This window comes from Streptomyces sp. NPDC051364 (assembly GCF_040682115.1).
Lineage (GTDB): Bacteria > Actinomycetota > Actinomycetes > Streptomycetales > Streptomycetaceae > Streptomyces.
Genome location: NZ_JBFBAH010000048.1, coordinates 26,729 through 37,850, shown reverse-complemented (window position 1 = coordinate 37,850; position 11,122 = coordinate 26,729). Strand labels below are relative to the sequence as shown.

At 72.7% G+C, this 11,122-nt stretch carries 10 protein-coding genes; 2 read left to right on the top strand and 8 right to left on the bottom strand.

What is annotated here, in order from left to right; all coding sequences use genetic code 11:
• Positions 1 to 91 precede the first annotated feature (91 nt).
• The 5 genes from lysA to AB0M76_RS40980 all read right to left on the bottom strand — a co-directional run bounded on the left by lysA (position 92) and on the right by AB0M76_RS40980 (position 6,121).
• Positions 92 to 1,426: a diaminopimelate decarboxylase gene (gene lysA, locus AB0M76_RS41000; RefSeq protein WP_365957858.1), complete on the bottom strand. Its 1,335-nt coding sequence runs from the start codon at positions 1,424 to 1,426 to the stop codon at positions 92 to 94.
• A gap of 14 nt (positions 1,427 to 1,440) precedes the next feature.
• Positions 1,441 to 1,803: an SAV_915 family protein gene (locus AB0M76_RS40995; protein ID WP_365957857.1), complete on the bottom strand. Its 363-nt coding sequence runs from the start codon at positions 1,801 to 1,803 to the stop codon at positions 1,441 to 1,443.
• Positions 1,804 to 2,011: 208 nt separating this feature from the next.
• Positions 2,012 to 4,402, bottom strand: coding sequence for an excinuclease ABC subunit UvrA (locus AB0M76_RS40990; RefSeq protein ID WP_365957856.1), 2,391 nt, complete (start codon positions 4,400 to 4,402; stop codon positions 2,012 to 2,014).
• 174 nt (positions 4,403 to 4,576) lie between these two features.
• Positions 4,577 to 4,933 (bottom strand): VOC family protein, encoded by a 357-nt coding sequence (locus tag AB0M76_RS40985; protein WP_365957855.1) that lies wholly within the window; start codon positions 4,931 to 4,933, stop codon positions 4,577 to 4,579.
• 114 nt (positions 4,934 to 5,047) lie between these two features.
• Positions 5,048 to 6,121, bottom strand: a complete 1,074-nt coding sequence (locus tag AB0M76_RS40980) for a cation diffusion facilitator family transporter (protein WP_365957854.1) — start codon at positions 6,119 to 6,121, stop codon at positions 5,048 to 5,050.
• A 25-nt stretch (positions 6,122 to 6,146) separates the two neighbouring features.
• On the opposite strand from AB0M76_RS40980, the gene AB0M76_RS40975 reads away from it, so the two are divergent.
• On the top strand, positions 6,147 to 6,503 hold the full coding sequence (locus AB0M76_RS40975; RefSeq protein ID WP_365957853.1) for a metalloregulator ArsR/SmtB family transcription factor: 357 nt from the start codon (positions 6,147 to 6,149) through the stop codon (positions 6,501 to 6,503).
• Positions 6,504 to 6,513: 10 nt separating this feature from the next.
• Positions 6,514 to 7,473, top strand: coding sequence for an alpha/beta hydrolase (locus AB0M76_RS40970; RefSeq protein ID WP_365957852.1), 960 nt, complete (start codon positions 6,514 to 6,516; stop codon positions 7,471 to 7,473).
• 44 nt (positions 7,474 to 7,517) lie between these two features.
• Here AB0M76_RS40970 and AB0M76_RS40965 read toward each other — a convergent pair whose 3' ends face one another.
• The 3 genes from AB0M76_RS40965 to AB0M76_RS40955 are packed head-to-tail and all read right to left on the bottom strand — an operon-like array spanning position 7,518 to position 11,106.
• Positions 7,518 to 7,772: a hypothetical protein gene (locus tag AB0M76_RS40965; RefSeq protein WP_365957851.1), complete on the bottom strand. Its 255-nt coding sequence runs from the start codon at positions 7,770 to 7,772 to the stop codon at positions 7,518 to 7,520.
• Positions 7,769 to 9,691: a peroxidase family protein gene (locus AB0M76_RS40960; protein WP_365957850.1), complete on the bottom strand. Its 1,923-nt coding sequence runs from the start codon at positions 9,689 to 9,691 to the stop codon at positions 7,769 to 7,771. Before AB0M76_RS40960 ends, AB0M76_RS40965 begins: the two co-directional genes overlap by 4 nt.
• A 59-nt stretch (positions 9,692 to 9,750) precedes the next feature.
• Entirely contained in the window at positions 9,751 to 11,106 is a 1,356-nt protein-coding gene (locus AB0M76_RS40955; RefSeq protein WP_365957849.1) for an alpha/beta hydrolase, read from the bottom strand.
• Positions 11,107 to 11,122: the final 16 nt, after the last annotated feature.

Sequence of the window (11,122 nt, the reverse complement as noted above, 5' to 3'; positions counted from 1 at the left end):
AACTGGTACTCGTGCACACGACTACCTGCTGATCATCCGCCAGCCAAACCGCCAAGCCGACGCGTCCCGATCTCAATTACCCCCGAGGCCGTTAGTCGCCGATGTCGCGGCGGCGGAAGTCGTCGAGGGTCTCGCGTCGTACGAGGAGCCGGGCGGTGCCGTCGTCGACCGCGACGACCGGGGGGCGGCCGACCATGTTGTAGCCGGAGGCCATGGACTGCTGGTAGGCGCCGGCCACGGGGACGGCGAGGAGGTCTCCGGGGTGGATGTCGCCGGGGAGTTCGACGTCGGCGGCGACGATGTCGCCGGCCTCGCAGTGGCGGCCGACCACGGTGGCGGTGTGGGGTTCGGCGGTGGAGTGGCGGCCGATCAGGCGGGGTGCGTAGCGGGCCCCGTAGAGGGCCGGGCGGGGGTTGTCGCTCATGCCGCCGTCGACGGCGACGAACGTCTGCTCTCCGGTGCGTTTGACGGCGAGGACCCGGTAGAGCGCCACTCCGGCGGGGCCGACGATGGCACGGCCGGGTTCGACGGCGAGGCGGGGCACGGCCAGTCCGGCTGCCGAGCAGCTCGCCACGAGCTCGGCGCGGAGTCGGCGTGCGAGGGTGGTGAGGTCGAGTGCGGGTTCTCCGGGTCGGTAGGCGATGCCGTGGCCGCCGCCCATGTCGAGCTCGGGGAGCACGATGCCGTGGGTGTCGCGGATGCGTGCCATGAGGCCCACCATGCGGCGCAGGGCGCAGACGTACGGCTTGACGTCGGTGATCTGGGAGCCGATGTGGCAGTGCAGGCCGACGAGTTCGAGTTGCGGCTGACCCAGGATGCGGGTGATGGCGTGCTGGGCGGAGCCGTCGGTGAGGGACAGGCCGAACTTCTGGCCGTCGGTGCCGGTGCGGATCTTCTCGTGGCCGCCGGCCGAGATGCCGGGGACGACGCGGACCAGTACCTTCTGGTGTCCGGTCGGGCCGACGGCGGCGGCGAGGCGGGCGATCTCGGAGGGGCTGTCGATGACGATCCGGCCGACGCCGAGGCGTAGTGCGGTGTCGATGTCGTGGGGTGATTTGGCGTTGCCGTGCAGGAGCATGCGCTCCGGCGGGAACCCGGCGGTGACGGCGAGTTCGAGCTCGCCGGCGGAGCAGACGTCGAGTCCGAGGCCTTCCTCGGCGATGCGGTGGGCCATGGCGCGGGAGAGGAAGGCCTTGGCGGCGTAGAGGACTTCGGCGTCGGGGAAGGCGTCGCGGTAGGTGCGGCAGCGTGCTCGTACCTCGCCCTCGTCCAGTACGTAGGCCGGGGTGTCGAAGCGGTCGGCGATCTCGGCCAGCGAGACCCCGCCGACGGCGATACCGCCGTGCGGGAGCCGGGTCGTCGACGCCGGCCAGACGGACAACTCGTCGGCGCCCGCGGCGATCTCGGACAGTGTGGCTGTGGTCATGGAACTCTCCCCCCTCAGACGGCCTGGACCGGGAGCCGGCCCGGCCGGGGCGGCGCGGCCGGAGCCACCGGAGCGGGTGCCGGAGTGGCCGCCGCAGCCGACAGCGTCGGGTCGACGGTGATCAGGCCCGCACCGAGCGGTTCGCACAGCTCACGCAGCACCGCCTCCGACAGCCGGATGTGGCGCTGGCTCTCGCCGAGCGTGGCGGCCAGTCGGCCCGTACTGGTGAATCCGACGGCCGTACGGGTACCCAGCGGAGTACGGAACAGCCGGATCACCACCTCCGCTCCCCTTCCCGGCCGGACGGGCACGTACAGAAGCCCGGCCGGGACCCGTTCCTCGGGCTCGGGATCGTCTTCGTACCGGAACAGACACATGGGGCCCTCCCTGAGGAACCGCAAGCAGCGACGGGTGACGCCCCGAGTGCGGGGAGGCAGTCCGGGGCGCGACACCGAAGCTATCCCCGCCCGCCCGCCGTTCGCGCCCCTCCCTGACGCCACTTTGACGGGAAACGGCCGAGTCCATACACGCCGTTGACGCGCGCCCGCCCGGCTCGGAGGGCCGGGCGGGCGGTGCGTGCCCCGGTCAGGCGCCGACGTAGGCCGCGAGGTGCGCGCCCGTGAGGGTGGAGCGGGCGGCGACGAGGTCGGCCGGTGTGCCCTCGAAGACGATCTTGCCGCCGTCGTGGCCGGCGCCGGGGCCGAGGTCGATGATCCAGTCGGCGTGCGCCATGACCGCCTGGTGGTGCTCGACGACGATGACCGACTTGCCGGAGTCGACCAGCCGGTCGAGCAGGGCGAGCAGCTGCTCGACGTCGGCGAGGTGCAGGCCGTTGGTCGGCTCGTCGAGGACGTAGACGCCGCCCTTGTCGGACATGTGGGTGGCCAGCTTGAGCCGCTGCCGCTCGCCGCCGGACAGCGTGGTGAGGGGCTGGCCGAGGCTGAGGTAGCCGAGCCCGACGTCGGCGAGCCTGCCCAGGATGCGGTGCGCGGCCGGGGTGTGGGCCTCGCCGGCGCCGAAGAACTCCTCGGCCTCGGTCACCGACATCGCCAGCACCTCGCTGATGTCGCGGCCGCCGAGGTGGTACTCCAGCACCGATGCCTGGTAGCGCTTGCCTTCGCATTCCTCGCACGGGGTGGCGACCCCGGCCATCATCGCCAGGTCGGTGTAGATGACACCCGCGCCGTTGCACGTGGGGCAGGCGCCCTCGGAGTTGGCGCTGAACAGCGCCGGCTTCACGCCGTTGACCTTCGCGAAGGCCTTGCGGATCGGCTCGAGCAGCCCCGTGTACGTCGCCGGGTTGCTTCGCCGCGAGCCGCGGATCGCGGTCTGGTCGATCGAGACGACGCCCTCGCCCGCAGGGATCGATCCGTGAACGAGCGAGCTCTTGCCCGAGCCCGCGACACCGGTCACGACCGCGAGCACCCCGAGCGGGATGTCGACGTCGACGTCCTGCAGGTTGTTCGCCGTCGCACCGCGGATCTCCAGCGTGCCGGTCGCCGTACGTACCTTCTCCTTGACGGCCGCCCGGTCGTCGAGATGGCGGCCGGTGAGGGTCCCGCCGGCCCGCAGCCCCTCGACGGTGCCCTCGAAGCAGACGGCGCCGCCCGCTTGACCCGCACCGGGGCCGAGGTCGACGACGTGGTCGGCGATCGCGATCATCTCCGGCTTGTGCTCCACGACGAGCACCGTGTTGCCCTTGTCCCGCAGCCGCAGCAGCAGGTCGTTCATCCGCTGGATGTCGTGGGGGTGCAGGCCCGCCGTGGGCTCGTCGAACACGTAGGTGACGTCGGTGAGCGAGGACCCGAGGTGGCGGATCATCTTGACGCGCTGGGCCTCGCCGCCGGACAGCGTGCCCGCCGGCCGGTCGAGTGCCAGGTAGCCGAGCCCGATCTCCACGAACGAATCGAGGGTCTGCCGGAGCGCGTCGAGCAGCGGCGCCACCGACGGCTCGTCGAGGCCGCGGACCCATTCGGCCAGATCGCTGATCTGCATCGCACACGCGTCGGCGATGCTGATCCGCTTGATCTTCGAGGACCTGGCTCCCTCGCTGAGCCGGGTGCCTTCGCACTCGGGACAGGTGGTGAAGGTGACCGCCCGCTCCACGAAAGCCCGGATGTGCGGCTGCATCGCCTCCTTGTCCTTGGACAGGAACGACTTCTGCAGCTTGGGGATCAGCCCCTCGTAGGTGAGGTTGACACCGTTGACCTTCACCTTGACCGGCTCGCCGTACAGGAAGGCCTGCATCTCCTTCTTGGTGTACTTGCGGATCGGCTTGTCCGGGTCGACGAAACCGGACTGGGCGTAGACCTGCACGGTCCACTGGCTGTCCGACTTCCAGCCGGGGATCGTGAACGCGCCCTCGGAGAGCGACTTGGAGTCGTCGTACAGCTGGGTGAGGTCGATGTCCGAGACCGAACCGCGGCCCTCGCAGCGGGTGCACATGCCGCCGGTGCGGTTGAAGGTCGCCTTCACCGTCTGCCTGGCGCCGCGCTCGACGGTGATCGCACCGCTCGCCCGGACCGAGGGGACGTTGAAGGCGTACGCGCTGGGCGGGCCGATGTGCGGGGTGCCGAGCCGGCTGAAGAGGATGCGCAGCATCGCGTTGGCGTCCGTGGCGGTGCCGACGGTGGAGCGCGGGTCGGCGCCCATCCGCTGCTGGTCGACGATGATCGCGGTCGTCAGTCCTTCGAGGACGTCGACCTCGGGCCGCGCCAGCGTCGGCATGAACCCCTGTACGAAGGCGCTGTAGGTCTCGTGGATCAGCCGCTGCGACTCCGCGGCGATCGTGTCGAACACCAGGGAGCTCTTGCCCGAGCCGGAGACACCGGTGAACACCGTGAGGCGGCGCTTCGGGATCTCGATGCTGACGTCCTTGAGGTTGTTCTCACGCGCGCCGTGCACGCGGATCAGGTCGTGGCTGTCCGCACCGTGCAGCGCAGGCGACCGCGTGTCCGTCCCCGTGGCCTTGCTCATCGTGTCTCCATCTGTTCAGCGGAGGTCGCTTTTGCGGTCTCCGTCGTCGTCGCCCGGCTCGATCCAACCAGCTTCCGGCCCGTCCGTCCGGTCCTTCTGCGCTTCGGCCCGTACAGCCGCCGACGCCCCGGCTGCGTGGTGCGCCCGGCCGGGGCGTCGCAGGACATCCGGTCCTCAGCGGTCCTGGAGCAGCCCGAGTACGTTGCCGTCGGGGTCGGTGAAGGTGGCCACCAGGCGGCCGCCGCCGACGTCGTGTGCGGGCTCCTTCACGGTGGCGCCCGCGGCGGTCACCTCGGCGAGCTTCGCCTCGATGTCCGGGACGTGCCAGTAGGCCACCGGCGAGGCCGTACCCTGCGGTCCGCCGCCCGGCACCAGCCCGATGTGCTGGCCCGCGGCCTCGAAGCCGACGTAGTACGACTCGTCGGTCTGCGGCTGCACGCCGAGCAGCGCGGCGTAGACCGCCTTGGCCTTCGCCAGGTCGGAGACGGGATGCAGCACGGTCTTGATTCCCTGGGTGGGAGAGCTGGTCATGGTCGCTCCTGAAGTAGCGGGGGTGGGGGGGACGGTGACGTCCATGACGGCCACGCTAGTCTCGGCCGCCGGGCCCGCGCTTCTCGAATCCTGACCGGTCCGGTGGCCCGTTCCTCACCGGCCGCCGTGGTGGGCGAGGGCCGCGTGCGGGTCGCCGTGGTCGGCGGTGTGGTCGATGTGCACGGTGGCGGCGGTCAGCCGGGGGACGGCGTGGATGAGCGCGTGCTCGGCTTCGACGGCCAGGGCGTGTGCCTGCACCACCGTGAGGTCAGGGTCGACGACGATGTCGGCCTCGGCGCGCAGTGCGTGTCCGATCCACCGCATGCGGACCTGCCCGGTGCCCCGTACGCCGGTCACGCCGAGCAGCGCGTCGTGCGCGGTGTCGACCAGGGCCGGATCGACCGAGTCCATCAGGCGCCGGCACACCTCGCGCGCGGCATCCCGCACCACCACGAGGATGGCCGCGGTGATGAGCAGGCCGACGATCGGGTCGGCGCTCTGCCAGCCGATCGCCGCGCCTCCCGCGCCGAGCAGAACGGCGAGGGAGGTGAACCCGTCGGTACGGGCGTGCAGCCCGTCGGCGACGAGCGCTGCGGAACCGATCCGGCGGCCGGTGCGGATCCGCAGCCGGGCCACCCACTCGTTGCCGAGGAAACCGACCACCGCGGCGCCCGCGACGGCCCACAGCCCGGTGATCTCGCGGGGGTGCAGGAGCCGGTCCACGGACTGGTAGGCGGCCAGGGCGCAGGAGGCGGCGATGGTGAGGACGACGACGATGCCGGCCAGGTCCTCGGCGCGCCCGTAGCCGTAGGTGTAGCGGCGGTTCGCCGCGCGCCGGCCGAGGACGAACGCGATGCCGAGGGGTACGGCGGTCAGCGCGTCGGCGGCGTTGTGGACGGTGTCGCCGAGCAGGGCCACCGACCCGGACACGGCGACGACGGCGGCCTGGACGGCCGTGGTCAGGCCGAGGACGCCCAGGGTCAGCCACAGCGTGCGCATGCCCTGGCGGGAGGTCTCCATCGGCGGGTCGACCTTGTCGGACGCCGCGTGACTGTGCGGGGTGAACGCGTGCGCGAGAGGGGAGAGCCGGTGCCGCAGCCGCGCCCGGAACGACCCGTGGTGGTGCTCGTGGTGGTGGCTCACAGCGCGCTCGCTTTCGACGAGGACGACAGGGAAGGGTGGACGCATGCACCCACCCGCCTATTGTGTGCGTATGAGCGCACGCATGCACCTATCACCTGCGCAGGGTTCGCACCCGCAAGAACCGGGCCCGCAGGCCTTCGAGGCCGCGGCCGAGATCCTGGGCCTGCTGGCCGACCGCACCCGCCTCGCCCTCCTGCACGCCCTGGCCTCGGACGAGGCCGATGTCGGCACCCTGGCCGCAGCGGTGGGAGCGGCCCGGCCGGCCGTCAGCCAGCACCTCGCCCGGCTGCGGATGTCGGGGCTGGTGACCACCCGCAAGGAGGGCCGCCGCGTGGTCTACGCCCTGACCGGCGACCACCTGCGGCGCCTCGTCGCCGAGGCGCTCGCCGCCGCCGGGCCCGATCGCCCCGGTCACCGCACGGGGTGAGACTGGGTGGGTGTCCGGAAGACGCCAGGCCCTGGCTGGTGCGGTCACCGTCGTGGCAGCTCTCGCGCTCGCCGCAGGCGGCGGCCCGGCCGCGGCAACGGCCACTGGTACGGCCACTGCCACGGCGACCGTGACCACGGGCGGCACCTCCGGGGATCTCTCCCGCCCGGTGCCCATCGGCGGCGGCCGAAGCATCCGGCTGGAGTGCCGGGGAACCGGGTCCCCGACCGTCGTGCTCGTCTCCGGGACGGGCGGGGCCGCGGACGAGTGGACCCACGTCGTGGACCGTTCCACCCCCGCGGCCGGCCTGAAACCCAGTGCGGCGGCGGTGCTTCCGAGGGTCGCCTCGTTCACGCGGGTGTGCGCCTACGACCGCCCCGGGACCACGCGGACCGACGGAAAGCCGGCCTCCTCGACCCCGGTGCCCCAGCCCACCTCGGCGCAAGCGGGGGTGCAGGACCTACGGGCGGTGCTGTCCGCCGCCGGCGAGCACGGGCCGTACGTGCTGGTCGGCGCCTCCTGGGGCGCGATGATCGCCGAGCTCTTCGCACGCACCGACTTCCCCCGGGTGTCCGGCCTCGTCACCGTCGACGGCGCGTCGCCGTACCTGCGCGACACCCTGACACCGGCCCAGTGGTCGGACTGGATGCACAAGATCGAGGCGATGGATCGGGGGAAGGCCCTCGAAGTGCCCGACTACGAGGCCTCCGTGGCGGAGATCCGCAGCGCGCCCCCGATGCCGCACCGCCTGCCCGCCGCCGTGCTGACTTCCGACAAGCCGTGGGACCTCGAGGTCGGCGACAGCGGATCGACCTGGCCGGCCTGGCTCGCCGCCCAGGACGACCTCGCCCGCGAACTCCACGCCCGGCACATCACCGACACCGACAGCGGACACGGCATCGCAGTCGAGCAGTCCCGGCTGGTCGCGGACGCCGTGCACGAGGTGGTGGACGAGGCGCGGAAGCAGTGAGGAGCCCGTGGGCCCGGGTCGCGGGCGGAGCCGGGCCCCGGCCGTCAGCGGGTGCGGGTGGCCGCGTCCAGTTGCTCCGCGGAGCGGGCCAGGCCGGCCGCCGCTGTCGCGCAGCGGTCGGCCAGGGCCTCGATCCGCCACCGGAAGGCCTCGGCCTGCGGACCCTTCCAGTCCAGCGCGACCGCCCCCGCCCGCAGCCGTTCCGCGTGCCGCAGCAGCGCCGCGGAATGGGCCCGCAGCCCCTCGGCGGGCTCGTACCGCTGCTGCTGCTCCGTGCGCGGCGCGGGAATGGCGGTCACAGGGTCCTCCAGGGAGCGAAGGCGTTGGTCACGCCGTCGAGGGCCGGGGCCAGTTCGGGGTGGTGGCGCAGGAGGACGGACACCATGCCGTTGCGATCGACCCACTCCAGGCCCTCCGCCGTGTAGACCTCCGGCCGGTAGTCGGTGGTGAAGAAGCGGTCGCTCTTGAGTCGCCTGCTCGCCATCAGGATGAAGATCCGGAACAGGGAGTCGCTGAAGCCGAAGCCGGCCGGCCGCGGCTCCGCGAGATTGCCGACCAGCGTGTCCACCCGGTCCAGGCGCCCCTCGTACAGCTCCTTCAGCAGCGGCGTGTCGCCGGGATGCCCGCCCGTCAGCTCCTCGAAGGAGGTGACCGGCCGCTTGCGCAGCATCTGCCGGTACGCGTTGTAGCGGGGGATCCCGCGCTCGCGGTCGCGCAGGATGTCGACGGTGCCCAGGTCGATGTGCTCGCCGGTGAGCCGGGCCAGATTGCGCAGCGCGTCGGGGTGGTTGTGCAGGACGAGGGCGCCGGGGTGGGCGGTGCCGAAGCTGTAGAAGAGGTCGCTCATGCCGTACGCGTCGACCGCCGTACGGGTGGTCGCACCCTGCATGTCGTCGAAGCCGATGGTTGCGCGGACGGCGCCCGCACGGTGGTCGCGGACGGCGAGCTCGTCGGGGATCAGCGGGTGCAGCCGGTAGGCGGAGACGAACTCCTCCGTCATCGAGAACGGCGCCGCGTGGTGGTCGGTCGGGGAGCCCAGGATTCCGCTGAGCATCTCGCCCTTGCCGAGCCGCCCGTACGTCCGGCTCACCCAGCGCGGCAGCACCCCGTACCAGTTGGCGTCCATCGCGTGCCGCAGCACCGGGGTGTCGAGGATGCCCGGCGTCCACTCCACCGTGTGGATCTTCGCCATGAGCGCGGTGTTGACCAGCCGTGCGGTGTGGAAGAGCCGCTCGTCGTCCCAGGTCGGGTAGTGGGCGCGCAGGTAGTCGCAGATCGCGTTGTGCTCCTTGGCGAACAGCGTGTGCAGCAGCGACAGGCCCGTCCAGTAGTCGCTGTTCATGCCGGTCCAGTCCAGGCAGGCCTTCCCGGGCCGCGGATCGGCGGGCAGCCGGCCGTCCTCGAGGATCAGCCGCCCGTGCTCGCCCGTGCGCAGCGCCCGGCAGCGGGCCTCGTCGGAGCCGTAGACCTGCGAGCCGTCCCACCAGTGCGTGACGGTGTTCTCGTACGTGGGCGGCGCGTCGGCCGCGGTCTGGGCGACCGGGTCGGGGCGGGTGCGGTTCACGCGCATCGGGCAGGTGCCGCCGTGGTCGGCCCAGTCGTCGCCCTCGGCGAGCGGGACGGTGAACGGCTCGGCCTCCTCGTTGTCCCCGTGGTTGGCCCAGCCGTGGTTCTCGAACTGGATCCAGGCGGCGGCCAGGAGGTTGAGCGTGGGCGCGGGCACGAACCCCTTGCGGGCCAGCAGCTGCCTGCTGATCTCGCGCGGGCTCGGCGACATCAGCTCCTCGTCGGAGTCCGGGAAGACCAGGTGCAGCGGGGCGTTGCGGTCGAGCCGGGTGCCGACCCGGCCCATGTCCTCGTCGTACGGGTCGTAGCCCGAGCCGTCGTACGAGCGGTAGGGCGCGAGCGCCGGGGTCGGACGCCGCCGGCGCTCCCCGCCCGCGTCGTACGTGTCGTGCAGGTTCTTGCGGCGCAGGTCGTCGCGGAGCACCCGGAGGTTCAGCAGCCCGAGGGGGAGCGGCAGTTCGTGCCACTCGCGGGTGCGGTTGACACGGGCGAAGGCGGCCGAGCCGAGGCGTTCGAGGAGCCCGGGCGGGCCGTACTCGGGGGCCTGGCCGGGGCGGGCGGCCTGCGCGGGGAGGCCCGCGCCGGCGGCCGGGGGCGCCGGGGTCCCCGCGCGCGGGGCCGCGGTCTGCTCGGTGGAGACGGAGTCGGTCATGGTGTTCCTCAGCGGTCGGCGCAACAGGGGCAACGGGTGGGAGAGCAGCGGTGCCGCGGTCAGCGGTCGTAGAGCCGGAAGAATCGGGTGGCGGTCACCCGGCCCCGGAACGGCGCGAGGTCCGCGTCCACGAGCGCGCTCGCCTCGGGAACCTCGTACTCGAGGTTGTGCGCGTACCGCTCGGCGGCATGGCACAGCGGGAAGGCGTGCGTGTCGTCGGTCCAGGTGAACTCGGTGAACTGCGCCGGAAGCGCGTACGGGGAGACCGAGGAGCGCCCCTCCAGGCTGGGCACCACGTCGTGCTCGTTGACCAGCGAGTACACCCGGGTCCGCGGATCCGCCGGGCGCTTGCCGTCGATGGGGGAGCCGACCGCGACGACGTGCGTGACCTGGTGGATACCGCAGAAGTCCCGGTCGGCGGCCAGGTTCATGGCGGTGATCCCGCCCAGGCTGTGGCCCACCAGGGCCAGTTCGCAGCCCGAGGGGATCACCTGGCGCAGCGCCTTGGAGACGGCCCTGGAGTACGGGGTGGCGGGCCTCGCGACCGCGTGCACGGCGCCCAGCAGGTCCTGGGGGCTCTCGTCGCTGACGCCGGACATGCCGGCGAGCTGGACGACGTACCGCTGCACGCCGTCGGACCCCACGACCTGCTGGACCAGCAGCGTTCCGTCGGTGCCCACGGCGTCGATGTTGCGGACGTACCCGGCGATGGTGCCGGTGGTGTCCAGGCTCCCGGTGAGCGCCGGTGAGGGGACGAACGGTTCGGCCCGGCCGGGGCCGCGGTCGAGGAAGGCCCAGACCCGGCCGCCGATGCCGAGGACCGGGTCGGCCCGCGTCACGGTGCGGCCGGTGGCGACCTCCCAGCCCGCCGCGTCGTTGAGGGGGTTCTCGTCGGTGAGGGCGTTCCACGCGAGGATGTCGGCGAACGAGGGGGCCAGCAGGGCGAAGGTGCGCTCGGCGCCCTTGGTGCCGAGGAGGGAGCGGAAGACGCGGATCGCCTCCCGCTGGCGGTCCCCCTCGACGGCTCGCAGCACGCGCGCGGTGTCGGGGTCGCCGAGCAGCTCGGGGTGGGTCACGGCGGCGGCCCTGATCCGGGCCTTGAGGCCCGTCACGGCCAGGCTCACCGCGAGGCTCTCGCGGCTGGTGAACACCCCGGCGAGCCAGCCGATCCCGGCGAGCCCGCGGCCGCGCGGGGCCCAGCCCAGCCCCTTGGGGTCGGTGATCGTCCGCAGCAGGGTGCGCCAGGCGGCGCCGCCGCGGGCGGTTCGCGGCAGCCGCGTGCCGAGGGCGAGTTCGGACGCGTACCGGGAGGCGTCCCCCACTCCTTCGGCGGCCTCCGCGAGCAGGCGGCACACGTGGTGCAGGGAGCCGATGTCCGGTTCTTGCCCGGTGACGGCGGTCATGGCATCGGTCATGCAGGTGCCCTCCGGG

Coding starts and splice junctions, on each gene's coding strand:
- AB0M76_RS40995 (WP_365957857.1), bottom strand. CDS start 1,803: ATGTGTCTGTTCCGGTACGAAGACGATCCCGAGCCCGAGGAACGGGTC.
- AB0M76_RS40980 (WP_365957854.1), bottom strand. CDS start 6,121: ATGCGTCCACCCTTCCCTGTCGTCCTCGTCGAAAGCGAGCGCGCTGTG.
- AB0M76_RS40985 (WP_365957855.1), bottom strand. CDS start 4,933: ATGACCAGCTCTCCCACCCAGGGAATCAAGACCGTGCTGCATCCCGTC.
- AB0M76_RS40990 (WP_365957856.1), bottom strand. CDS start 4,402: ATGAGCAAGGCCACGGGGACGGACACGCGGTCGCCTGCGCTGCACGGT.
- AB0M76_RS40960 (WP_365957850.1), bottom strand. CDS start 9,691: ATGACCGACTCCGTCTCCACCGAGCAGACCGCGGCCCCGCGCGCGGGG.
- AB0M76_RS40955 (WP_365957849.1), bottom strand. CDS start 11,106: ATGACCGATGCCATGACCGCCGTCACCGGGCAAGAACCGGACATCGGC.
- AB0M76_RS40975 (WP_365957853.1), top strand. CDS start 6,147: ATGAGCGCACGCATGCACCTATCACCTGCGCAGGGTTCGCACCCGCAA.
- lysA (WP_365957858.1), bottom strand. CDS start 1,426: ATGACCACAGCCACACTGTCCGAGATCGCCGCGGGCGCCGACGAGTTG.